At 72.7% G+C, this 22812-nt stretch carries 27 protein-coding genes; 16 read left to right on the plus strand and 11 right to left on the minus strand.

Going from position 1 to position 22812, the window contains the following annotated elements:
• Positions 1–3 precede the first annotated feature (3 nt).
• The gene (locus FVE25_RS00100; protein ID WP_157244286.1) at positions 4–777 is read left to right on the plus strand and encodes a putative hydro-lyase; all 774 of its coding nucleotides are present in this window, start codon (positions 4–6) and stop codon (positions 775–777) included.
• Here FVE25_RS00100 and FVE25_RS00105 read toward each other — a convergent pair.
• Positions 764–2911 (minus strand): excinuclease ABC subunit UvrA, encoded by a 2148-nt coding sequence (locus FVE25_RS00105; RefSeq protein ID WP_157244287.1) that lies wholly within the window; start codon positions 2909–2911, stop codon positions 764–766. The two genes, FVE25_RS00100 and FVE25_RS00105, sit on opposite strands and share 14 nt — an antisense overlap.
• 48 nt (positions 2912–2959) lie before the next feature.
• Here FVE25_RS00105 and FVE25_RS00110 point away from each other — a divergent pair, with 48 nt between their 5' ends.
• Positions 2960–3571: a TetR/AcrR family transcriptional regulator gene (locus FVE25_RS00110; protein ID WP_181019401.1), complete on the plus strand. Its 612-nt coding sequence runs from the start codon at positions 2960–2962 to the stop codon at positions 3569–3571.
• Here FVE25_RS00110 and FVE25_RS00115 read toward each other — a convergent pair.
• Positions 3513–4109, minus strand: a complete 597-nt coding sequence (locus FVE25_RS00115; protein ID WP_246266468.1) for a P-loop nucleotide/nucleoside kinase family protein — start codon at positions 4107–4109, stop codon at positions 3513–3515. The genes FVE25_RS00110 and FVE25_RS00115 overlap by 59 nt on opposite strands.
• Before the next feature lie 85 nt (positions 4110–4194).
• Here FVE25_RS00115 and secY point away from each other — a divergent pair, with 85 nt between their 5' ends.
• Entirely contained in the window at positions 4195–5460 is a 1266-nt protein-coding gene (gene secY, locus FVE25_RS00120; RefSeq protein WP_157244290.1) for a preprotein translocase subunit SecY, read from the plus strand.
• Here the strand turns inward: secY and FVE25_RS00125 are convergent.
• Genes FVE25_RS00125 through FVE25_RS00135 form a run of 3 tightly spaced genes read right to left on the minus strand, consistent with a single transcriptional unit; the run spans position 5453 to position 7904 of the window.
• Complete coding sequence (locus FVE25_RS00125; protein WP_425489465.1) at positions 5453–6130, minus strand: response regulator; 678 nt, start codon at positions 6128–6130, stop codon at positions 5453–5455. The two genes, secY and FVE25_RS00125, sit on opposite strands and share 8 nt — an antisense overlap.
• Positions 6127–6990, minus strand: coding sequence for a sensor histidine kinase (locus FVE25_RS00130; protein WP_157244291.1), 864 nt, complete (start codon positions 6988–6990; stop codon positions 6127–6129). Before FVE25_RS00130 ends, FVE25_RS00125 begins: the two co-directional genes overlap by 4 nt.
• 20 nt (positions 6991–7010) lie before the next feature.
• Entirely contained in the window at positions 7011–7904 is an 894-nt protein-coding gene (locus FVE25_RS00135) for a phosphotriesterase family protein (RefSeq protein ID WP_246266470.1), read from the minus strand.
• Between the two features lie 130 nt (positions 7905–8034).
• Between FVE25_RS00135 and FVE25_RS00140 the strand changes: the two genes are divergently transcribed.
• Both FVE25_RS00140 and FVE25_RS00145 read left to right on the plus strand, forming a co-directional pair.
• Entirely contained in the window at positions 8035–8469 is a 435-nt protein-coding gene (locus FVE25_RS00140; RefSeq protein ID WP_157244293.1) for a TIGR02611 family protein, read from the plus strand.
• A gap of 54 nt (positions 8470–8523) precedes the next feature.
• Positions 8524–9441, plus strand: a complete 918-nt coding sequence (locus FVE25_RS00145) for a hypothetical protein (protein ID WP_157244294.1) — start codon at positions 8524–8526, stop codon at positions 9439–9441.
• A 12-nt stretch (positions 9442–9453) separates the two neighbouring features.
• Here the strand turns inward: FVE25_RS00145 and FVE25_RS00150 are convergent, their stop codons facing one another.
• Positions 9454–9774 carry a GroES family chaperonin gene (locus tag FVE25_RS00150; RefSeq protein WP_157244295.1) on the minus strand — a complete coding sequence of 107 codons (321 nt, stop codon included), beginning with the start codon at positions 9772–9774 and terminating at the stop codon, positions 9454–9456.
• 284 nt (positions 9775–10058) lie between these two features.
• Here FVE25_RS00150 and FVE25_RS00155 point away from each other — a divergent pair, with 284 nt between their 5' ends.
• The 3 genes from FVE25_RS00155 (at position 10059) to FVE25_RS00165 (ending at position 12464) form a co-directional block, all read left to right on the plus strand.
• A complete protein-coding gene (locus FVE25_RS00155; RefSeq protein WP_157244296.1) occupies positions 10059–10973 on the plus strand; it encodes an NAD-dependent epimerase/dehydratase family protein in 915 nt (304 codons plus the stop codon).
• A 206-nt stretch (positions 10974–11179) separates the two neighbouring features.
• Positions 11180–11896 carry a spherulation-specific family 4 protein gene (locus tag FVE25_RS00160; RefSeq protein WP_157244297.1) on the plus strand — a complete coding sequence of 239 codons (717 nt, stop codon included), beginning with the start codon at positions 11180–11182 and terminating at the stop codon, positions 11894–11896.
• Positions 11897–11900: 4 nt separating this feature from the next.
• Positions 11901–12464, plus strand: coding sequence for a DUF1349 domain-containing protein (locus tag FVE25_RS00165; protein ID WP_157244298.1), 564 nt, complete (start codon positions 11901–11903; stop codon positions 12462–12464).
• On the opposite strand, the gene FVE25_RS00170 is transcribed toward FVE25_RS00165, so the two are convergent.
• Complete coding sequence (locus FVE25_RS00170; protein ID WP_219825244.1) at positions 12461–13372, minus strand: endonuclease/exonuclease/phosphatase family protein; 912 nt, start codon at positions 13370–13372, stop codon at positions 12461–12463. The genes FVE25_RS00165 and FVE25_RS00170 overlap by 4 nt on opposite strands.
• Before the next feature lie 39 nt (positions 13373–13411).
• Between FVE25_RS00170 and FVE25_RS00175 the strand changes: the two genes are divergently transcribed.
• Positions 13412–14665, plus strand: a complete 1254-nt coding sequence (locus FVE25_RS00175) for an ArgE/DapE family deacylase (protein ID WP_157244300.1) — start codon at positions 13412–13414, stop codon at positions 14663–14665.
• Here the strand turns inward: FVE25_RS00175 and FVE25_RS00180 are convergent.
• A complete protein-coding gene (locus FVE25_RS00180) occupies positions 14662–14988 on the minus strand; it encodes a rhodanese-like domain-containing protein (protein WP_157244301.1) in 327 nt (108 codons plus the stop codon). The two genes, FVE25_RS00175 and FVE25_RS00180, sit on opposite strands and share 4 nt — an antisense overlap.
• 36 nt (positions 14989–15024) lie before the next feature.
• On the opposite strand from FVE25_RS00180, the gene FVE25_RS00185 reads away from it, so the two are divergent.
• Positions 15025–15657: a TetR/AcrR family transcriptional regulator gene (locus FVE25_RS00185; RefSeq protein WP_246266471.1), complete on the plus strand. Its 633-nt coding sequence runs from the start codon at positions 15025–15027 to the stop codon at positions 15655–15657.
• Here FVE25_RS00185 and FVE25_RS00190 read toward each other — a convergent pair.
• Positions 15638–18040, minus strand: a complete 2403-nt coding sequence (locus tag FVE25_RS00190; RefSeq protein ID WP_157244302.1) for a helicase-associated domain-containing protein — start codon at positions 18038–18040, stop codon at positions 15638–15640. The genes FVE25_RS00185 and FVE25_RS00190 overlap by 20 nt on opposite strands.
• Before the next feature lie 88 nt (positions 18041–18128).
• Entirely contained in the window at positions 18129–18632 is a 504-nt protein-coding gene (locus tag FVE25_RS00195) for an ATP-binding protein (RefSeq protein WP_157244303.1), read from the minus strand.
• Between the two features lie 223 nt (positions 18633–18855).
• On the opposite strand from FVE25_RS00195, the gene FVE25_RS00200 reads away from it, so the two are divergent.
• The 6 genes from FVE25_RS00200 to FVE25_RS00225 all read left to right on the plus strand — a co-directional run bounded on the left by FVE25_RS00200 (position 18856) and on the right by FVE25_RS00225 (position 22224).
• Entirely contained in the window at positions 18856–19677 is an 822-nt protein-coding gene (locus tag FVE25_RS00200; RefSeq protein WP_157245417.1) for a helix-turn-helix domain-containing protein, read from the plus strand.
• Entirely contained in the window at positions 19678–19914 is a 237-nt protein-coding gene (locus FVE25_RS00205; protein WP_157244304.1) for a DUF397 domain-containing protein, read from the plus strand.
• A gap of 87 nt (positions 19915–20001) precedes the next feature.
• Entirely contained in the window at positions 20002–20268 is a 267-nt protein-coding gene (locus tag FVE25_RS00210) for a 3'-5' exonuclease family protein (RefSeq protein ID WP_157244305.1), read from the plus strand.
• Positions 20269–20283: 15 nt separating this feature from the next.
• Complete coding sequence (locus FVE25_RS00215) at positions 20284–21060, plus strand: hypothetical protein (RefSeq protein ID WP_157244306.1); 777 nt, start codon at positions 20284–20286, stop codon at positions 21058–21060.
• A 22-nt stretch (positions 21061–21082) separates the two neighbouring features.
• Complete coding sequence (locus FVE25_RS00220; protein WP_157244307.1) at positions 21083–21958, plus strand: maleylpyruvate isomerase family mycothiol-dependent enzyme; 876 nt, start codon at positions 21083–21085, stop codon at positions 21956–21958.
• Positions 21958–22224: a sigma factor gene (locus tag FVE25_RS00225; RefSeq protein ID WP_157244308.1), complete on the plus strand. Its 267-nt coding sequence runs from the start codon at positions 21958–21960 to the stop codon at positions 22222–22224. Before FVE25_RS00220 ends, FVE25_RS00225 begins: the two co-directional genes overlap by 1 nt.
• Here FVE25_RS00225 and FVE25_RS00230 read toward each other — a convergent pair.
• Complete coding sequence (locus FVE25_RS00230) at positions 22217–22804, minus strand: histidine phosphatase family protein (RefSeq protein ID WP_157244309.1); 588 nt, start codon at positions 22802–22804, stop codon at positions 22217–22219. The two genes, FVE25_RS00225 and FVE25_RS00230, sit on opposite strands and share 8 nt — an antisense overlap.
• Positions 22805–22812 lie beyond the last annotated feature (8 nt).

Genomic DNA, 22812 nt, shown 5'->3' on the forward strand with positions numbered 1-22812 from the left:
CGCATGACGCGTCCAGATCTGAGCCCGGGACGGGCACGGGCCCGTTTCCGCGCGGGGGTGCGGACACCGACGGCCGGATGGTGCGCGGGCTGGACCCAGGCCAACCTCATCGCCCTGCCCGAACGCCACGCCGCGGACTTCCGCCGCTTCGCCGAGCTCAACCCGAAGCCCTGCCCCGTCCTGGACGAGGGCGCGCCCGGCGCGACCTTCACCCGGCTCTTCCCCGGCGACCTGCGCACGGACCTGCCCGGCTACCGCGTCTACCGGGACGGGCGGCCGGTCGCGGACACGGACGACGTCCTGGAGGAGTGGCGGGAGGACCTGGTCGCCTTCCTGCTCGGGTGCAGCTTCACCTTCGAGGCCGCGCTGATGCGGGCCGGCGTCCCGGTCAGGCACGTGGAGCTCGGGGTGAACGTGCCGATGTTCCGTACGGCGCTGCCGTGCGAGCCCGCCGGGGTCTTCGCCGGTCCGCTGGTGGTCTCGATGCGGCCGGTTCCCCGTGCGCTGGTGGCCACCGCCGAGGAGGTCACCGGCCGTTACCCGGCGGTCCACGGCGCGCCGGTTCACGCGGGCGACCCGAAGGAGCTGGGCATCGAGGACCTCGAGCGGCCGGACTTCGGCGACCCGGTGCCGGTGGCGCCGGGGGAGGTGCCGGTGTTCTGGGCCTGCGGGGTGACGCCGCAGCTGGCGATCGGGGCGGTGGAGTTCGCGATCGGCCACCTGCCGGGGCACATGGCGATCCTCGACGCCCGGGATGAGGACTTCAGAGTGACTTAGCCAGATATTTCGCCGTATGCGTGTCGGCCTGCGCCAAGTCCTCCGGCGTGCCCTCGAACACCACCCGGCCACCGTGCCGGCCCGCCTCCGGGCCCATGTCGATCACCCAGTCGGCGTGCTTGACCACGTCCAGGTCGTGCTCCACCGCGATCACCGTGTTGCCGCCGTCCACCAGCCGGTCCAGCAGCGCCAGCAGCGTGCCCACGTCGGCCATGTGCAGCCCGGTCGTCGGCTCGTCGAAGACGTACACGTTGCCGCTCTCCCGCAGCCGGTGCGCCAGCTTGAGCCGCTGCCGCTCGCCGCCCGACAGCGTGCTGAGCGGCTGGCCGATGCTCAGGTAGCCGAGCCCGAGCTCGCCCATCACCCCGAACATCCCGAACACCCGCTCGGCCTCCTCGGCCGTCATCGCCAGCACGTCGGCGATCGTGCGGCCGTCGAGCCGGTACGACAGCGCCCGCGGGCTGAACCGGCTGCCGCCGCAGGCGTCGCAGACCGAGGTCACCGGGTCCATGAACGCCAGGTCCGTCTTGATCACGCCCCTGCCCTCGCACGCCGGGCAGGCGCCGAGCGCGTTGAAGCTGAACCAGCCCGGGTCCACGCCGTTGGTGGCGGCGAAGCGCCTGCGGATCGGGTCCATGGCGTTGAGGTAGGTGGCGGGCGTGGAGCGGATCGAGCCGCCGATCGGCGACTGGTCGATCGCGATGCCCTCGGTGAAGCCCATGAGCGTGCTCTTGCCCGACCCCGCCACCCCGGTCACCGCGGTCAGCACGCCCAGCGGCACCCGCACCGACACGTCGCGCAGGTTGTGCCGGGAGGCGCCCCGGATCGCCATCCAGCCCGACGGCGTGCGCACGCCCGGCTTGAGCCCGTTCCCGCGGCGCAGCATCCGCCCCGTCAGCGTGCCGGACGCGCGCAGCCCGGCGACCGGCCCCTCGTAGACCACCTCGCCGCCGGAGGCGCCCGCCCGCGGGCCCATGTCCACCACGTGGTCGGCCAGTTCGATGATGCCGCGGTCGTGCTCGACCACGATCACCGTGTTGCCCTTGTCGCGCAGCTCCAGCAGCAGCTCGCCGAGCAGGTGCACGTCGCGCGGGTGCAGGCCGACGCTCGGCTCGTCGAAGATGTAGGTCAGGCCGCTGAGCGAGGAGCCCAGGTGCCGCACGGTCTTGAGCCGCTGGGCCTCGCCGCCGCTCAGCGTGCCGGTCTGCCGGTCGAGGCTGAGGTAGCCGAGGCCGACCGCCTCGATCCGGCGCAGCGCCTCGGCCGCCGGCTCGGCCACCGGGTTGCCCAGCCCGTCCAGCGCCCGGATCAGGTCGCTCGCCTCCATCGCCGCGTAGTCGGCGATGGAGTGCCCGCCGATGCGCGAGGCCAGCGCGGCGGCGTTGAGCCGCGCCCCGCCGCACACCTCGCACGGGCCCTCCACCAGCATCTTCCCGGCCGCCACCAGATCCTTGTCCCGCTTGAGGTAGAGCCGGTCGAACCGGTCGACCACGCCCTCGTAGGTGCCGCGCGCCAGCTTGAAGCCCTCGCCGTGCAGCAGCAGGCGCCACTCCTCGCCGGTGAAGTCGCCCACCGGCTTGTCCATGTCGAACAACCCCGACTGCTGGTACAGCCCCCACGCGTACGAGCCCACCGGCCACAGCCGCAGCGCGCCCTCGTTGAGCGACAACGAGCGGTCGATGGCCAGGTCGAGGTCGAGCCGGACGGTCTTGCCCAGGCCGTCGCAGGCGGGGCACATGCCGTGGGGGTCGTTGAAGGAATAGGCGGTCGCCGGTCCCGCGGACGGCTCGCCGTACCTCGAGAAGAGCACGCGCAGGATCGGGTGGATCTCGGTCATGGTGCCGACCGTGGAGCGGGCGTTGCCGCCGACCGGCTTCTGGTCGACGACCACGGCCGGCGTCAGGTGGGCCAGCCTCTCGGCGCGCGGGCGCTCGAACTTGGGCAGGCGGTTGCGGATGAAAGCCGTGTACGTCGCGTTCAGCTGCCGCTGCGACTCGGTGGCGATCGTGCCGAACACCACCGACGACTTGCCCGAGCCCGACACGCCGGTGAAGACGGTCAGCCGCTCCTTGGGCAGGCGCAGCGAGACGTTCTTGAGGTTGTTCTGCCGCAGGCCGGTCAGTTCGATGTCCATGGGCACTCCTCATAGCTTTAGCTAACACCTATAGCTTAAGCTATGCCTGTGACAGACAGACGAGCCCGCCGCCGGGCGGAGACGCAGGAGGAGATCCTGCGCATCTCCCTGGAGGTGATGGCGGCCGACGGCGTGGCCGCGCTGAGCATGGCCACCGTGGCCCGGCGCCTCGGCATCCAGCCGCCCTCGCTGTACAAGTACGTCCCGTCGCGGGCGGCCGTCTACGACGCGCTGTTCGAGCGCGGCCAGCACGGCTACCTCCAGGCGGTACGGCAGGCCGCGGAGGGCATGGAACCCGGCCTGGCCGCCATGGGCGCCTCCCTGGAGGCCGGAGCCCGCTGGATCATGGCCAACCAGGTGCTCGCCCAGTTGCTCTTCTGGCGGCCGGTGCCCGGCTTCCACCCCTCCGAGCAGGCGTACGCGCCCGCCCTGGCCATCCGGCGGCACTTCGCCACGCTCATCGAGGGCGCGGCCGCCCGCGGCGAGGTCGCCCCCGAGGCGGCGGGGGAGCAGGGCCTCGCCCTGGCCGCCAGCCTGATCGCCGGCGTGGTCTCCCAGCAGCTCGCCAACCAGCCGGACGCCACCTACGAGGACGGCGTCTTCACCCGGCTGGTGCCGCGTCTGACGGAGGTGTTCGCGGCGGCATACCCGCCGCGGTGAGCTGCTCGCCGATCGCCGGCGCGCCCCGCCGGTTGTCGATCTCGAGATGCGGTACGGCCGGCGGCTCGTCCACCCGGATCGCCTTCAAATAGGCGTCGAAGGCGGCCAGCTTGCCCGCGTCCCGCGCCAGGCCCCGCGCCTCCAGGCGCGCCCGCAGGGCAGGGCCGTCGGAGCGGACCCAGAGCAGGTGCGCCGGGCCGCCGCCCAGTTCCTCCACCCACCGGGCCCACAACCGCGCCGAGTGCACCTGCGAGGTGAACGGGCCCTCCAGCATCACCGGGCAGCCGTGGCCCCTGATCGCCCGGGCCAGCCGGGTCAGCCCGCCGTACTCGTGCACCTTGACGTGCTCGTCGTACCATGGGCCCTCCCGCTCGCCCGGCGGCCGGCCGTACACGCTGAGCAGTTCCGCGACGAAGCCGCCGTAGACGGTGTCCTTGTCCAGCAGCGCCGGCACGGGCGCGAGGCGGGCCAGCAGCGTGGCGGCGACGGTGGACTTGCCCGCGCCGGGCGGGCCGCTGATCACCCAGACAGGAACCACGAGGCCAGAGCCTACGCGGATCTGCGTACCCGGAGGCCGCTCACCGGCGGACGACCCGCGCGCGCCGCCCGGCCAGGCTTGGCGCATGCTGACCCTGTTCGCCCGCGCGTTCCGCGTCCCGGAGCTGCGCAAGAAGATGCTGTTCACGCTGAGCCTCCTCGTGCTCTTCCGGTTCGGGCAGGTCCTGCCCTCGCCCGGCGTGGACGTCGTGGCGGTGCAGCGCTGCCTCGGCGCGGCGCGCGGCGGGCTGGCGGAGATGATGCAGCTGTTCAGCGGCGGGGCGATGCTCAAGCTGTCGGTGTTCGCGCTCGGGGTGATGCCCTACATCACGGCCAGCATCGTCATGCAGCTCATGGCGGTGCTCATCCCCCGGCTGGAGCTGATGCGCAAGGCGGGCGAACAGCAGAAGATCACCCAGTACACCCGCTACCTGACGGTCGGGCTGGCCGTGCTCAACGCCACCACCGTCGTGGCGCTGGCCAGGACCGGGCAGTTGTTCCCCGGTTGCCAGGAGCGGGTGCTGCGGGACGACGGCCTGCTCGGCCTGCTCGTGCTGGTCGCCGTCATGGTCGCCGGCACCTGCGCGGTCATGTGGCTGGGCGAGCTGATCACCGACCGGGGCATCGGCAACGGGATGTCGCTGCTCATGTTCACGCAGGTCGTCGCGGTCTTCCCGGCCTACATGTCGACGATCTTCCAGATGAGCGCCTTCGCCGCCGTGATCATCCTGGTCTCCGGCGTCTTCCTCGTCGCGGCGGTGGTGTTCATGGAGCAGGCCCAGCGGCGCATCCCCGTGCAGTACGCCAGACGCATGATCGGCAGCCGCACCTACGGCAACACCAGCACCTACATCCCGCTGAAGGTCAACCAGGCCGGCATCGTGCCGGTCATCTTCACCGCCTCGCTGCTCTACGTCCCGACCCTCTTCGCCGGGCAGCTGCCCTGGCTCGCGCCCTACCTCCAGGGCGACCACCCGCTCTACATGACCGGCTATTTCGCGCTCATCGTGGCCTTCGCCTACTTCTACGTCTCCCTCACCTTCAACGCCCAGGAGGTGGCCGACCAGATGCGGCGCTACGGCGGCTTCGTGCCCGGCATCCGGCCGGGCCGGCCGACCGCCGGCTATCTGTCGTACGTGCTGTCGCGGCTCACCGCCCCCGGCTCCCTCTACCTCGGCGTGCTCGCGCTGCTGCCGCTGGTCGCCTTCGCGCTGCTGCGCGACCCGTCCACCCAGCAGAACTTCCCGTTCGGCGGCACCAGCGTGCTCATCATGGTCGGCGTCGGGCTCGAGACCGTGAAGCAGGTCGAATACCAGCTCCTGCAGCGCAACTACGAGCGCCTGCTCACGTAGGCGGCGCCAGCCCCGCCCGCATCGCGAACACCACCAGCTGGGCGCGGTCGCGGGCGTGCAGCTTCACCATCGCCCTGCTCACGTGGGTGCGCACGGTGTCCCGGCTGATCGTCAGCTCCCTGGCGATCTCCTCGTTCGAGCGCCCGGTCGCCACCCACGCCACCAGCTCCCGCTCGCGCGGCGTCAGCCGCTCGACCCCCGCCACCGGCGCGGCCCCCGCGTGGCGGCCGAACATGCCGATGACCTTCCGCGTGATCGCCGGCGACAGCAGCGCCTCACCCGCCGCCACCACCCGGACCGCGCTCACCAGCTCGTCCGGCGCGCCGTCCTTCAGCACGAAGCCGCTCGCGCCCGCCTGCAGCGCCGCGAAGACGTACTCGTCCACCGCGAACGTCGTCACCACCACGACCCTGACGCCGCTCAGCTCCGGGTCGCCGGCGATCGCCCTGAGCGTCTCCACGCCGTCCATGCCGGGCATGCGGATGTCCAGCAGCAGCACGTCGGGGCGGGTCTCCTTCAGCAGCGTCAGCGCCTGGACGCCGTCGGCCGCCTCGCCCACGCACGCAAGGTCCGCCTCCCGCTCGATCAGCGCCCGCAACCCCATCCGCACGACCGCCTGGTCGTCGGCCACCGCGACCCGGATCACCGCCCCGGCGGGCTCCGGGGTCACCCGCGGCTACCGGCGCGCGGGAACCTGGCCACGACCCGGAACCCGCCGCCCTCACGCGGACCGGCGGCGAACTGGCCGCCGGCGGCCTGGACCCGGGCCCGCATCCCGCTCAGCCCCCTGCCCTCCGCCGCGCCCGAGCCGCCCCTGCCGCGATCGGCCACCTCGACGGTGAACACGCCGGGGTCGTCGGCCAGTCGTACCAGGGCGCGGGTGGGGCCCGCGTGGCGCAGCACGTTCGTCAGCGACTCGCGCACCACCTTGTAGACGGCCGGGCTCAGCTCGGCGGGCACCTCCGGCTCGGCGGGCTCGAGATCGACCGGCAGCCCGGCCGCCCGCACGCCGTCGATCAGCCCCGGCAGCTCGCCGGTCGCCTCGATGCCGTCGAGCGCCGCCCTGAGCTGGCCCAGCGCCCGCGTGCTCGTCTCCTTGATGGCCAGCAGCGAGGCGCGGGCCTGCTCCGGGTTCTCGTCGAGGGTGACCAGGGCCAGCCCCGCCTGCATGGCGATCGCCGCCAGCCCGTGGCCCGCCGCGTCGTGCACCTCTCCGGCGAGCCTGGCCCGCTCCTTGGCCAGCACGTCCTGCCGCGCGGCCATGCCCCACGTCTTGTACGGCGCCGGCCGTACCGCATCGTCCGCGGCGGGGCGGGCGGCGAACTCGGGAGCAGGGGCGTCGAGGAGGAGCGTTTGCGCGGCGTCGGCCGCCGGGTCGTGCGGGCGGGCCTGGGCGGCGGCCTCGGCCGCGGCGGCCTGGGCGTGGGCCAGGCCGCTGAACGACCACGGGACGGCCAGCCAGCCCGCCCACGCCAGCACGACGACCGCGGGCAGGTCGCTCAGCTTGGGCAGGCGGGGGAGCTTGCTCACCCCACGATCCTAGCCAGTCGTCAGCCGGTGCCGGTGAGCCAACGCAGCGGGTTTCCGTGCGTGATGAGGCGCAGGGTCTCGTCCGGGACGCCGGCCTCGCACAGCCGGGGCAGGAGCGTGTGGAACACGTGCGCGTACCCGGGGCCCTCGTAGCGCTGGAGCTGGGCGACGCGGCCGAGGCCGCTGCCGAGCAGGAGGCGGCCGGCGTGGCCGTCCTCGATGAGGCCGAGCGCGAGGCGGGCCGCCTGCTCTGGGCCGTGACCGAGGGAGGAGATCGACACGTAGGCGCCGGACTCGGCGATCTTGCGGGCGGCGCCGAGGTCGGCGTCGGCGTAGCCGACGCTCACGCGCTCGGCGGGCAGGCCCTGGCCGAGGAGGATCTCCAGCAGGCCCATCGGGCTCTGGCCGTGGGTGGCGACGGGCAGCCGCGAGGAGCGTGAGGCGCGGGCGGCGGCGATGAGCGCGCGCTCCTCGGCGGGGGTGGGCTCCTCGCCCCAGCAGCCGACCTCGCCGATGACGCCGGGGAAGACGCCGCTGCCGTCGAGTCCGGAGGTGATCTCGCTCATCAGGCGGGCGGTCAGCTCCTCGACGCTCGCGTCGCGGATCGAGCTGAACGGCTCGGCGTACAGGCCGGTGGCGGCGATGACGGGCACGCGGCTGCCCGCGGCCATGCGGGCGAGGGAGGCGGCGTCGCGGCCCATGCCCAGGCAGGTGAGATCCACGACCAGGCCGAGGCCGTCCTGCCGGCGCAGGGCGCGCAGTTCCTCGGTGACCGTGCGCTCCTCGTCGAGCCAGCGATGGGGGTCGGAGTCGATGCCGACCGCCCAGCGCATGTCGGTGCGCAGGTGCTCACGGGGGAGAACGGCACCGGTGATCGCGGCCGCGCGGAGCGGGCCGGTGACGGTGCGAAGCATAACCTCGGGCATGCCAGACATTAACCGATATTTGCCGCTGGACGCTGGTTTCGGGGTGAAGATCTACCTGCAAGGGAAGTGAAAGCCGCGCCGCTATCCTGGAGGAAACATCGACAGGTCCGGGGGGATCGTGGTTACCCAGAACTCCGAAACCGGCGACGCCGACCGGCTGAAGGACGAGGCGGCGCGCAGGTCCGGCATCCACGGGTGGCTGGACGGGATCCGGTCCACCCGATCGGGCGCGCTCACGCTGAAGATCGTCATCGGCGTCATCGGCGCCGTCATGGTCGTGGGCGGCCTCATCATGGTGCCCTTCCCCGGCCCCGGCTGGCTGGTGGTCTTCGCCGGGCTGGCCGTCCTGTCCACCGAGTTCCACTGGGCGCACAAGGTCCTGGAGTTCGGCAAGCGCACCCTCCACGCCTGGACGGAGTGGTTCAAGCGCCAGGGCTGGACGATCCGCATCCTGGTGGCCGTCGTGACCGTCATCGCCGCCGGGGCGATCGTCTACGTCGGCCTCAGGACCCTCGGCATCGACCTCATCCAGATCGCCAAGGACCTCCTCTAGACCCGTTCGGCATCGTTCGGCCCCACCCGCCCCAGGAGTGTCTAACCTGCGGGCGTGCTCGTCAAAAGCGCCCTCGCCGCCCTAGCCCTGCTCACCTCCACGGTCACGGCCCCCAACGTGCCGCTGCCCGGCGCGGGCGTGACCATCCAGGAGCAAGCCAGCGATCCGGTACGGCTCGGCGCCTACGGATTCGGCACCAAGCGCACCTACCTGAGGGCGGTGAAGGGCGACACCTTCGCCCGGCAGAAGGGCATGTCCGAGGCGGCCCTGTCACCCGACGGCCGCAGGGTCGCGGCGGTGCCCGACTCCTACCGCTCGGGCTGGGACTCCGTGGTCGTCACCGACCGGCTCACCGGCAGGCCCGCGCGCATCCGCACCGTCAGGAAGCCGATGACCGCCTCCTACGCCTCGTGGTCACGCGACAGCACGAAGGTCGCGCTCACCGTGGAGTCGAAGACGGGCGGCAAGTGGCGCACCACCGGCTTCACCGTCGTGGACGCGCTGCGCTCCACCGCCACCACCGTCACCGTGCCCGGGGTCGCGGCCAAGGCCGCCTTCTGGTGGAGCCCCGACGGCAACCTCGTCGCCGAGCACCAGAACGGGCTGCGCTTCCACAACCCGGCCGACGGCAAGGTCGTGCGCGGGTTCGCCGGACTCGGGCTGCCCACCGGGCCGGAGGACGCCTTCTCACCCTCCGGCAAGCAACTGGCCGTGTGGTGCCCGTCGCGCTTCGCCGAGCACCTGTGCGTCGTCGACCCGGGCACCGGCGCGGTGCTCAAGCGGGTCAAGTCCGAGCCGGAGGCGTTGTTCGGCTGGTGGGACGAGAACCACGTGATCGCGGTCATGGCCTTCCGCGGCGCGTACCGGCTGGCCGTCCTGGACCTGAACGGGACCACGAAACGGGTGCTGGCCGGAATTCCGGCGAAGACCTGGCGGGCGGATTTCTGGCTGAACTTCGTCCGCAGGGCGTGAGCGGGCGCCGCGTCAGAGGTAGAGGCCGGTGCCGTGGTCGGTCTCGGTGGTGGCCACCGCGTGCAGGTCGCGTTCGCGCATGACCAGGTAGGTGTGGGCGTGCAGCTCCACCTCGAACTGGTCCTCGGGGTTGAGCAGGACCTTGTCGCCGACCTTCACCGTGCGCGCGCTCGCGCCGACGCCGCAGACCTCGCCCCAGGCGAGCCGGTTGGCCATCTTGACCGTCGCGGGGATCACGATTCCCGATCCGCTGCGCCGTTCCTCGGCCTCGTGCTCGAGCCGGATCAGGACCCGGTCGTGGAGCATCTGGATCTCGAACTTCGGTTCTGCCACATCGGCAGTTTACGTCCATCGGCCACCACGGCCACCCGCCCGTCGCCCTCCCGCCGCCTCAGCCGCCGGAGAGGCGGCCGCGATAAACCTCGCCCTATATCCGTTGTAAACGAAATATCGGATATTTCATAGGCGGATATTTCGGCTGGTCAGCGGCCGTCAACCCGGAATGGCGCTCACGATCACGACGTCTCGGCTATAACTTTCTCTGCCGCGAAAACGGCGCGCCTCAGCGAAGGCGGGAATTCAGTCAGAGGGTGTGGTGCTATGGGAAGCAGCCCCCGGTGATCGTGTTGTTCGGCGCCGCCGGCTACGTCGGCCGGCACGTCAGGGCGGCCCTCGGCCCCCAGGGCGACGTCGTCGCCGTGCCACGCGCCCGCCTCGACCTGGCCGCCTGCCCCCCGGCCGAGCTCACCGGCCTGATGTACGAGGTCGCGCCCGACGTGATCGTCAACTGCGCGGGCGCCACCACCGGTGACGCCGCCACCCTGACCAGGGACAACGTCGTCGCCGTCGCCCGCCTGCTGGCCGCCGTCGCCGTGGCCGCCCCGCGCGCGAGAGTCGTCCAGATCGGCAGCTCCGCGGAGTACGGCCGCGTCCCCATGGGCCCGCCGACCACCGAGGACGCCCCCTGCGACCCGATCGGCCCCTACGCCCTGACCAAGCTGGCCGCCACCGAACTCGTCCGCGCCGCCGCCCGCGACGGCATGAACGCCACCGTCCTGCGGCTCTTCAACGTCATCGGCCCGGGCGCGCCCCCCGGCTCGCTGCCCATGAAACTCGCCCTCACCCTCCGGGACGGCGGCGACCTCGTCGTCGGCGGGCAGGACGTCTACCGCGACTTCCTCGACGTCCGCGACGCCGCCACCGCCGTGGCACTGGCCGCCCGCGCCGACCGCCCCCTCCCGCCCGTCCTCAACATCGGCAGCGGCCGCGCCACTCCCGTGCCCGACCTGCTCACCACGCTCGTCGAAGTGGCCCGCCCCGGCGCCCGCATCCTCCCCGCCGCCGGCGGCCCGCCCGCCGTTCCGTGGCAGTGCGCCGACATCACCCGCGCCACCACCGCCCTCGGCTGGCAGCCGCGCACCACCCTGCGCGCCTGCCTGGAAGCCGTCTGGTCAGCCGTGTGCCTCCCGGACACCGCCCCGGCGACCGGCGCCCCATGGAACCACCCGACAAGGACAGGAGACCAGGTGTGAGCGGGGAAGCGGCTCGCGAGTGGGCCCCGGACACAACCGGCACCACCGGCCCGGGCACAACCGGAACCGCCGGCCCGGACACAACCGGAACCGCCGGCCCGGGCACAGCAGGCGCAGGCGGCCCGGGCCGTGGCGGTTCGGGCACCGAGCGCCCGGCCGTGCCGTACTTCGCCACACCCGCACCTGCCCCCGCACCCCATCCGGCCGTGCCCTGTCTCGGCACGCCCTCCGGGCCGGACGCGCGGCGGCCTGCCGTACCGCAGCAGGGCGTGCGGTTGCTGGAGGTGGGCGAGGCGGCGGTCGGGGCGTGTGTGCCGGCCTACTTTCACCCCGCCCAGGCGGCCGAGGCGTGGCAGCGGCTGGTGGCGGTGCCGCCGCGGATGGTGGTGCTGGATGCGGGGGAGGAGCGGGAGCCCGCCTACGCGCCCTTCGTCGGGCGGCTGCTTCAGGCGGGGACCGAGGTGCTGGCGCGGGTGGACACCGACTTCGGCGTGCGGCCCGCCGCCGACGTGCGGGCGGAGCTGCGCCGGGTCAGGGCGTGGTACGGCGTGCGGGGCGTGTTCCTGGACCAGGTGGCGTCGGGGCCGGAGCGGCTGGAGTACTACCGGGAGATCGTGGACGGCATCCGGGGGACGATCGTGTTGAACCCGGGCGTCTACCCCGATCCGGGGTACGCGGCGCTGGCGGACGTGCTGGTGACGTTCGAGGGGCCGCTGGCCGCCTACCGCGCGATCAGGGAGCCCGCCTGGGCGCGGACGCTGGCCAGGGGCCGGTTCTGCCATCTGATCCACGGGGTGCACGAGCGCTCCTGGGCGGGGACGCTGCGGAAGGCGGCCCGGCTGGCGGGGGCGGTGCATCTGAGCGACGGCCCCGGCTGGGCCGTTCTGCCCGCTTACTACGGCCGGAGGATCGTGGCAGGATGACCCCATGATCATGGCCTTCGGCGCCACGGGCTGGCAGTGGCTGAACCCTCCCCGGGAGTGGACCGCCGACGACGGCCTGAGCCTGTTCTGCGATGGCGGCACGGATCTGTGGCGGCGCACCGGTGACGGGTTCACGGTGGACAACGCGCATCTGTTCGTCCGGCCGGGCGGCGGTGACCTGCGGCTGTCGGTGACGTTCACGGCCGAGTACGGCGAGCTGTACGACCAGGCGGGCGCGGTGCTGCGCATCGACGACACCCACTGGGTCAAGGCGGGCGTGGAGTTCATGGACGGGACGTTCTCCCTGGTCACCGTGGTGACCAGGGATTACTCCGACGCCTCGCTGCTGCCGTTGCACGACAGCCCGGACGGGATGACGTTCCGGCTGGACCGGGAGGGCGACACGGTCAGCGTGCGTTACGGCCTGGCCGGCGAGGAGCCGGATCACCTGCTGCGCCGGGCTTATTTCCCGCCCTCCACCGCGGTCCTGGCCGGCGCGATGGCGGCGGCGCCGGTGAGCAAGGGTTTCCCGGTGCGGTTCACGGACGTGCGGGTGCTGGCCGGTTAGCGGGGCAGGCGGAGGGCGGCGAAGACGGGCCGGTGGTCGGTCCCCGCCAGGGTGTGCGCGCTGAACGCGGTGACCGCGATCGGGGCGCCGGCCAGCACGTGGTCGATGGCCACGCCGGGCAGGAGGCCCCATCCGCGCATGGGCCAGGTGTTCGTGAGTCCCTGGCCGGCCACGTCGGCGGCGTCGCGGTAGCCGGAGGCGAGCAGGTCGCGCAGGGGCGGGTGGTCGAGGGTGGCGTTGAAGTCGCCGGCCAGCACGCGCAGGCGCCCTTCCGCCCGGGGCAGCGTGTCGAGTCCTTCCCGCCAGCAGGGGCTCGGCCCGTCGTACCGGGGCGCGCAGGGGTGGACAGAGACCACGTCGACCTCCCGACCGGCCACGGTCATCACGGCGCGCGCCTGCCGGAAGTGGCCGGGCAGCGGCAGCTCGCGGACCGGGTGGCGCGCGTAGACGGCTGATCCGGCCGCGCCCGGGGCCGCCCGTACCACCGCGTGGGGGAGCAGGTCGCGCAGGCCGAGGGCCTCGATCCGGGCGGCGGTCGCGGGGGTGAGCTCCTGGAGCGTGAGCACGTCCGGCCGCAGGCTCCGGACCAGGGCCAGGAGGGCTTCCGGTTCGCCCTGCCCGATCTGCAGGTTGGCGGCGAGCACGCGCAGAGGCGGCCCGGCGGCGGCGGGGTTGGCGTCGGGCAGGTACCTGGGCAGCACGCCGGCGGCCAGGGTGGCGCAGCTGAGGGCGGCCACGGCGGCGGCCGGCCACCGGCGCCGGACCGCGCTCAGCGCGGCGGGGACGATCGAGGCCAGAGCTACATAGGGGGTGAAAGCCACGAGAGGCACCCACGGCCAGGCGGGCTCCAGCCCGGCCACGCGCAACGCCGCCCAGGCCGCGAACGGCAGCACGAGAATCCAGATCACACCGCTGTATCGCCTGATGGGCCGGATACGGTTCATCCCATGCGTGATGTGGAAGCCCGCGTGCTCGATGCGATCGACGACGCGGAGACCGTGAACCTGCTGGCCGAGGCCGTCAGAGTGCCGAGCGTGACCGGCACGGACGCCGAGTCCGACCTGCAGCACCGCTTCGCCCGCCTGCTCGCCGAGGCGGGCATGGACGTGGACGTGTGGCAGCTCGACCTGGACGACCTGCGGGCCCGCGAGGGTTTCCCGGGGACCGAGGCGCCCAGGGCCGAGGGGTACGGCGTGGTCGGCACGACCGGGGGCGAGGGCGTGCCCGCGCTGGTGCTGCAGGGACATGTGGACGTGGTGCCGACGGGCGATCTGGCCAAGTGGCACGGCAGCGATCCGTTCGCCGCCCGCATCACCGGCGACACCCTGCACGGGCGGGGCGCGTGCGACATGAAGGCGGGCGTGGCGGTGAACCTGGCGGTGGTCCGCGCGCTGCACCGCGCGGGGGTGCGTACGGCCCGGCCGCTGGCGGTGCACTGCGTGGTCAGCGAGGAGGACGGCGGTCTGGGCGCGTTCGCCACCCTGGCCAGGGGGCACACCGGCGAGGCCGCGGTGATCACCGAGCCGACCAGCGGCGCGGTCATCACGGCCAACGCCGGTGCGCTGACGTTCCGGGTGGAGGTGGCCGGACGGGCAGCCCACGGCGCGACCCGGTACGAAGGGGTCAGCGCGATCGAGGTGTTCTGGCCGGTGTTCCAGGCGATCCGGCGCCTGGAGGCCGAGCGGAACCGCAACCTGCCCGCCGTGTTCGACGGCAACCGCATGCCGTACCCGATCGAGGTCGGGACGGTGCGCGCGGGTGACTGGGCCAGCAGCGTGCCGGACCTGCTGGTGGCCGAGGGGCGGATGGGCGTGCGGCTGGACGAGGATCCGGAGGCGGCGCGCGAGGCGTTCGAGGAGGCGGTGCTGGAGGCGGCCGATCCGTGGCTGCGGGTCAACCCGCCGGTGGTGACGTGGCCGGGCGGGCAGTTCGCCAGCGGGCGGCTGCCGTCGGCCCATCCGCTGCTGGCCGAGGTGAACGCCGCGGTGGCGCAGGTGCGGGGCGTGCCGCCCAGGGAGACGGCCGCGCCGTACGGGAGCGACCTGCGGTTGTACAACGGCGGCGGGATCCCGTCGCTGCACTACGGGCCGGGCGACGTGGCGTTCGCGCACGCGCCCAGGGAGCAGGTGGAGCTGGCGGAGGTCCGCGAGGTCACGCGGGCCCTGGCGCTGCTCGCGGTCCGCCGTTGCGGCGTGGCTTAGGCGCTCTCGACCGGGAGGCCGGCCTCGACCCAGTCCTGGATGCCCTCGCGGTAGGTGCGGACGTTGGTGTAGCCGAGGGACTCCAGCCGCTTGGCGACGTTCTTGCTGTTGGGGCAGGCGGTGTTGGAGCAGTAGGTGACGATGGCGGCGGCGCGGTCGGGCAGAAGCCCGGCGGCGCGCTCGTCCACCTCGCTCTCGACCAGCGCCAGCGCGCCGGGCAGGTGCTGCTGCGCGTAGTACTGGCCGCCGAGGGCGTCGAGCACGGTCACGGCGCCGGCGTCGATGGCGGCCTTGAGTTCGTCGCGGGTGATGGGCGTGGTCATTGCGGCCTCCGAAGTAAATGGACTACAGTCCGTTTCGTGGATGGCTCGAAAACTAACGGACCACAGTCCGCTTCGTCAAGTGAGACGCTGGAGATCCTGCGCGGCCGCCCGGTGGCCGAGCGTGCCGACGCCGCCAGGAACAGGGAGAAGATCCTCGGCGCCGCCGCCCGCCTGTTCGCGGAGAAGGGCGTCGAGGCGGTCTCCATGGACGCGATCGCGGCCGAGGCGGGCGTCGGCAAGGGCACGTTGTTCCGCCGCTTCGGCGACAAGTCCGGCCTGGCCGCCGCCCTGCTCGACCGCCGCGAGCGGGAACTGCAAGAGCACATCCTGTCGGGGCCGGCGCCGCTCGGCCCCGGCGCCCCGGCGGCCGAGCGGCTGGCCGCCTTCGTCGCCGCCTACCTCGACTACCTCTTCGCCCACCTCGACCTGGTGCGCATGTCGGAGACGGCCAGCCCGGGCGCCCGCTACCGCATCGGCGCCTACCGCTTCTGGCACCGCCACGTGGCCATCCTGCTCGCCGAGGCCAGTCCGGGCGCCGACCCCGACGCGCTGGCCCACCTCGTGCTGGCCGCCGTCGGCGGCGAGCTGGCCGGCGTCCTGAAGGAGGAGTACGGCGAAGCCCGCGCCCGCCGGGCGGCGCTGGAACTGGCTAGAAGGTTGTCGCCCTGACCTCGACGATCTCGGCCAGCGGGAACTCGAGGTAGTCGCCCGCCTCCTCGCACCAGGCGTCCAGCGTGCTGCCCCGCAGCTCCCCGTGGCTGATCGTGGCGGTCAGCCCGTCGGTCAGCGTGATCCCGGCCCGCACCCCGCGATCGACCACGAACCCCAGCAGCGACTGCTGGGCCGTCGGCAGCCGGGAGGCCATGCGCCCGATGACCGCCCAGGTGCGGCCGGTCCGTTCGGGCTGCCCGGCGCTGGCCACCAGCCGCCGGGCGTGCTCGATGGGGTCGGGACCCGGTTCCGGGATGAGGTGCGCCGGGTCGTCCATCTCCGACAGCTCGGCGACCTGGCCGCCGGGCAGCAGGATCAGCTTGCCGCCCGGGGGATCCTCGACCCGGGTGCGGCGGATGGCGATCTCGCCGCCGTCGGCCACCGGCACGGGGGAGTAGCCGTGCTCGCGCAGCACGGCCAGCGTGCGCTCGGCGGGCTCGGAGCTGACCAGCACAGTGGGCGCGAGCAGCCGCAGCCCCAGCCTGGCCAGGCGGCGGTGGCCGGCGATCTCGGCCAGCAGCGCCGGGTCGCTGGCCTGCACGACGCAGCCGACCGAGATCACCGTCACCTCGCCGTGGCGCCTGGCCACGTCGCGGACCATGTACTCCAGCGGCTGCGGGATCGAGCCGACCTCGCTCAGCTCGCCCAGGAGCTCGTCGGGGTCGTAGCCGTTGTCGAGCGCGCGGCGCACGCTCTCGACGGTGAAGCGCCAGACCGAGGCGGCGCCCCGGGACTCCCGCTCGGCCACCCGGTCGAGCAGCGCGGCCAGTTCCGCCGACGGCGGCCCGGTGACCACCGCGGTGAGGTCGGGGCCGAACAACGCGCTCCTGCGCACGCTGGCCAGCGCCCGCGTGGACGCCTCGGCCAGTATCGGATCGTGCTCCACGAGCGGGACGGCGTCGTCGTTCTCGTCACCGGCGATCGCGGCCAGCCCGGCCAGCGCCCGGCCGAGGTCGGTGAGGCAGTCGCCGGCCAGCAGACCCAGCAGCCGGGCCTCGTCGAGCACCCCGGCGGCGCACTCGGCCAGCAGCGCCTGGTCGAGCAGGGGCGCGTGCCAGTGCACGTTGCGCACGAGGCTGCCGCGCTCGGCGAAGGCGGTGCCGGCGGGCAGATGGGCCAGGCCGGTCAGGACCGCCCGGCGGACTCTGGCCACCGAGCTGCCAGACTGGTCGTCGCCGAGCACCGTGCCGTACTTGCCGTCGATCTTGCGCAGGGACGAGCGCTCCATGCGCCACCAGGCCGCCAGCAGCACGCGCAGCCGGGCCGAGCCCTCGTCCAGGCGCCAGCGGTCGAAGCGGTCGGTGGGCACCATGCCGCCCGACTGCTCGTCCCAGGCCAGCAGCCTGGCCACGGCGCAGACCTCCAGCAGCAGCCGGGTCTCGTCCTCGTCGCAGCCGGTCTCCCTGGCCACCCTGCGGACCTCGCGCACGCCCACGCCGCCCGTCTTGAGCAGCGGCAGCGGCGTCTTGGAGGTGTTGTCGAGGATGGCGGCGCAACGTTCGACCACGTGCGGGGCGGCCAGCGTCATCAGGTGGTCGACCTCGGCCGGGTCGACGGGGATGGTGGCCACCTCGGGCGGGTGCGGGGTGAAGGGCGGCTGGTAGCCGGGCCCGCGCAGGCACAGCGCCACTTCGCGGGGCATCTCGGCGCTGTCCCAGCGCGGCCGGTAGAGCAGCCCGTGGTCGGCGGCCCACTTCTCCGGCGTGCCGGGCAGCACGAAGCGGCCGCCCTCGACGGTGCGGACCGGGCCGTCCCAGGCGAAGGCGTCGAGGAGCGCGCGGGTGCCCTCGGGGGCGTTGCGCAGCATCCTGTCCATGCGGGCGGGGTCGGCCAGGACCTCGGCGACCCGCAGGATCGTGCGCCGCTTGTTGCCGTGGGAGGGCACGCCCAGGGTGCGGGCCATGGCGCGCAGCGCGTCGTTGCTGATCGTCCAGGAGTTCAGGTAGTGCTCGAGCGGCTCACCCAGGCCGAGCGGGGCGGCCCACCAGCGCGAGACCGCCTCCGACAGGTGGATCACGCCGTCGTCGCCCGGCCAGGCCAGCGCGTGGTCGTAGAGGCAGTCGAGATGGGGCGCGATCTCCTGCTCCGCCACCCCGAGGAAGGCGCTCACCTTGGCGGGGGCGGGCGCGCGGATCACCAGGCACGCCTGGGCGAGTTCGAGGCAGGGCAGCGGGAGGCCGCGCATGGCGGCCATGACCGCGAAGCCGTTGCCGAGCCGCTGGGCCAGCACGTCGAGGCGCCGCGGCCAGGGAGGGGCTATGGCGTCGGGCCGGTTGACCAGAACGCGGCCGAGCCTGTCTTCGTCAAGTGTTCGCAGCCAGCCGAGCAGGTGATCGTCCATCTGTCAGCACTCTCATGGGGGTCGCGCGGGACTCGCCGTGAGCCATGACCATCCACGGTAGTGCAGCGGAACCCAGTCAAGAGGGCTGTCAGGACAGGACGGCCCAGACGATCTTCCCGTGGGGGGCCAGCGCGGACCATCCCCAGCGCATGCTGAGCGAGTCGACGATGTGCAGCCCCAGCCCGCCGGCGTCCAGGGGGCCCGGGTAGCGCAGGACCGGGACCGAGGTGCCCGGGTCGGTGAAGGCGCAGGTGACGAGGGGGCCGCGCCGTACCAGGGACATGTGGACGGGGCGCTGGCGGTGGGGCTCGTTGAGGCGCAGGCCGTGGCGCAGGGCGTTGGTCGCCAGTTCGGAGACGACGAGTTCGAGGTTCTCGCTCAGCTCGGCCAGGCCCCATCCGGACAGCGTGCCGGAGGTGAAGATGCGGGCGGAGTGCACGGAGAGCGCGGCGGGCGGCAGGACGAAGGTGGCGCTCGCGTGGGGACCGGACACCAGGAGATCTCGCGCCGCCTCGGGCCACCAGCCGACCGGGGGCCACCAGTCGAACGTGGTCCATTGGCCGTGCGCCAAGGTGGATTGCACGTTGATCATTGTGCGGCAAACTCTCGTGCAGGTGCAAGAGCGAATGCACGTGCAGAAGCACGCGCGGAGCGCTACCGTTGGCCATCAAATGGTCAATCGGCGGGAAAGGGGATCTTGTCCGCGGCCCATGATCTTTCGGCCGTGAAGTGACAGACTGTGTGACAAGGAATCGACCAAGGAGCAGCACGTGTCCATCGATCCGCCGGGTTCCGCATCGACTGTTCGGCGCATCATGCTCGGGGCGAGCCTGAGGCGCCTGCGCGAGAACAGCGGTCTCGACCGCGGCCAGGCCGGTTTCCACATCCGGGCTTCGGAATCGAAGATCAGCCGGATGGAGCTGGGCCGCGTCGGCTTCAAGACACGTGACGTAGAAGACCTGCTCACGCTGTACGGCGTCAGCGACGACGCCGAGCGGCGAGCGCTGCTGGAAATGGTCCGCGAGGCCAACACCCCCGGCTGGTGGCACAAGTACTCATCCGTGCTGCCGGGCTGGTTCACCACGTATGTGGGACTGGAGGAGGCGGCGAGCGTGATCCGCACCTACGAGGTGCAGCACGTGCCCGGCCTGCTGCAGACGGCCAACTACGCGCGATCCGTGTACCGGCTCGGCAACCCCGATGCAACCCCGGAGCAGATAGAAAGCCGCGTGCATCTGCGCTTGCAACGGCAAGAGCGCTTCACCCAGAAGGACGGCCCGAGGCTCTGGGCGGTCATCGACGAAGCGACGCTCATGCGGACCATCGGGGGGAGAGAGATCATGGCCGAGCAACTGCAGCACCTGCTGGAGGTCGCCGCCCTCCCCAACATCACGATTCAGGTGATGCCCTTCAGGTACGGCATGCACGCCGCTGAAGGAGGCGCATTCAGCATCTTGCGGTTTCCCGAGTCCGATTTGTCGGACGTCGTATACGTCGAACAGCTCTGGGGTGCCCTGTACCTCGACAAGCGTGAGGACGTCGACCCGTACCTCACCGCGATGGAGCAGTTGTGCGTGGAGAGCACCACGCCAGGGGGCACCGTGGAGCTCATCGGCGGTCATCTCAGAAAGATCTAAATGAAGCACACGTATAACGGCATGCCCGCGGCCGACCTCAAGCAGGTGGCCTGGCGCAAGAGCCGCTACAGCAACTCGCAGGGCAACTGCGTGGAGCTCGCCGAGCTCCCCGACGGGGCGATCGCGGTCCGCAACTCGCGATTCCCCGACGGGCCGGCCCTGATCTACACCCGCGAGGAGATCCGGGCGCTCATGCTCGGGGTGAAGGACGGAGAGTTCGACGGCCTGCTGGTGTAACGCCGTTTTTACCGGGAACGCCGCCGCGTAACGGCGGCGCTGCGGGGGCGTAATGGGCCGAATCCCGCGCTCTGTGAGGATCGGCCCATGCTCGACCAGCTGACTCTCTACCCGATCGCCGACGACGTGCTCCTGGCACCCGGCGGCAAGGTCGTCGTCCGCACGTACGGCGTGGCGCCGGCGGACGGCGCCGTCTCCTACCGCACCTGGATCACCGGCATCCGTGACCAGCCGCGGTACTGGCACTGGGGGCATTACCAGGATGCCGAGTCCGGTCATCGGCGTGTCCTGGAATGGCTGACCGGCCGTGGTCCGCAACCTGATACCCTGCAAGCCAAGCAAACGCTTGGCTAATAGGTGAGGTGGCGCGTGCGGCGAGGCATCTACCTGCTCGAAGAGGTCGACTTCCGGCCCATGAACTCCCGCAGGCCGACGGAGTACCTCGCCTGGCTGACCCGGTACAAGCGCGAGGACGAGAGCAGGCGGCAGCCTGCCCTGACGGAGGGCATGTCGATCAGGTCCCGGGAGATCGACCTGGTCGGCGCCTTCTACGCCGTGGGCATCACCGGCCACCCGCAGTTCAAGGCGGTCACGCTCTGGGACTGCCACGGCGGCTGGGACGGCGGCTGGCGGCAGATGATGGAGATCTACCAGGGCGTCGACGACCGGCTGTTCCTCTCCGACATCGACGACCTGCGCTTCTCCGCCTTCTCCCGCCCGCTCGGCGCCGTGGCCGGCTCGCCCGCGCTGGCCGGGCTGGTGGCCGAGGGGTACGCCGCCGAGTTCTACCTGTTCGAGAGCGCCCGGGTCCGGCCCGGCGCCGCCCTGGACTACCTGGAGGCGGTGCGGACCGAGCGCGCCCCGATCCTGGCCGAGCACGGGCACCGGCTGGTCGGCCTGTACGAGGTGCTGTTCTGCGACACCGAGGCGGTCACCGTCTGGGGCATGTCGCTGGACTCCCATCTGGCCGTCCAGCGTGCGCACGACGCCGCGCTCGGCCTGGACGACGAGGTCCCGGCCGACGACCGGCTGCCCGCCTGGCGCGAGCGGGCCCGCGCCTTCCTCGACGGCCCGTGGCGGGAAACCGTTCTGGCGCCGTTCCCGGGTAGCAAGCTGGCACTCGACGGGGGCGTCACGGGGACGTAGCGTCGGGCTGCGGAGGTTGCCCATGACGGACCCGTACCTCTTCGACGGCCAGAGTCCCGACGATCACGTGGCCGCGTGCCCGGAGTGCACGGCCGCGATCGCCCTGCTGGACCGGCCGGACCCGGCGCTCGCCCCTCCCGCCAGGCTGCGCGAGACCATGCTGTCCCTGGCCCGCCGGCGCAGGGAGCCGGCCCCGCCCGAGGTGATGGCGGTGGCGGTGCCGTACGCGACGCAGGTGGCGCTCATGGACGAGCTGCTCACCGAGCTGAGCACGCCGCAGTGGGACGCGCCGGTGGTCAAGCACGGCACCGTGCGCGCGATGGTCGAGCACCTGGCCGCCAACGACGCGCGGGTGGCGCAGTTCATGGGGGTGCGGGCGCGGGAGGCGCCCGTGCACCGGCGCTGGCGCGATCAGGCGGGCGAGCTGCTCGAACGGGTCTCCGGCGGCGCGCACGCGCTGCTCGGCGTGGACATGGCGCTGGCGGGCACCGGCCCGGCGCGCGGCTCGCTGCGCCAGGCGATGGTGCAGCGGACCTTCGAGACCTGGACGCACGCCGACGACATCAGGGCCGCGCTCGGCCGCCCGCGCGGGGATCCGCCCGCGGACGCGCACGTCAGGCAGATCGTGGAGTTCGGGCTGGCCATGCTGCCCCGGGCGATGAAGGGGCCGCGCCGGCACGTCTCGGCCACGTTCGTGCTGACCGGGCCGGGCGGCGGAAGCTGGACGGTGCCGCTGGCCGAGCCCTCGGAACGGGTCGCGGTGTTGCTGTCGGCCGAGGCCGTCGGCTTCTGCCGCTTGGTGGCCGGGCGGGCGCCCGAGTTCGCCTACGCGGCCGAGGGCGATCCGGGACTGGCCCGCGACCTGGTCGCCGCCGCGGCCACTCTGGGGTGCGACTGATGATCTCGGACGAGGACGTGCGGGCGCGTCTCATCAGCGGCGATCCGCACGCGCTGGAGAGCGCCTACGACGCCTACGCCCCCTATGTGTACGGCGTCGCCGTCAAGGTCACCGGCTCCGCGGCGGCCGCGGAGGAGGTGACCCAGGAGGTGTTCGTCGCCCTGTGGGAGCGGCCGGGCGCCTTCGACCCGCGGACCGGCTCACTGCGCGCCTGGCTGGTGACCAGGAGCCTGCACGTCTCGGCCACCCGCAGCAGGGTCAGCTGAGCACCGGCGCGTTCCAGCTGAGGACGACCGGCTCGGCGTGCTCGAAGCCGAGCCTGGAGTAGGTGCCGGTGTCCAGGCGGAACAGGCGGCCGTCCGCGGGCGGCAGCCCCAGCCAGCGGGCGGTCAGCACGCGCAGGAAGTGGCCGTGCGCCACCAGGGCCACCTCGCCCTGCGCCGCCCTGGCCCGGGCGATCACCCGGTCGGCGCGGGCGCCGACCTCGGCGGCGCTCTCGCCGGGATGGGCGGCGTCGCCGGGGATCACGCCGTCACGCCAGAGGTACCAGCCGGGCCGGGTCTCGCGGATCGTGGCCGTGGTGATGCCCTCGTAGCCGCCGTAGTCCCATTCCCACAGGTCCGGGTCCACCTCGTAGTCGGTCAGGCCGGCCAGTTCCGCGGTGCGCCTGGCGCGCTGCGCGGGGCTCACCAGCACCAGGTCGAACGTCTTCCCCTTCACCAGCGGCGCCAGGGCGGCGGCCTGGCTCTCGCCGTAAGAGGTCAGCGGCAGATCGGTGCGGCCGGTGTGCCTGCCGTTCTTGCTCCACTCGGTCTCGCCATGCCTGAGCAGCAGAAGTTCCCTCATGAAACCAT

Source organism: Nonomuraea typhae, from assembly GCF_009760925.1.
GTDB classification, from domain to species: domain Bacteria; phylum Actinomycetota; class Actinomycetes; order Streptosporangiales; family Streptosporangiaceae; genus Nonomuraea; species Nonomuraea typhae.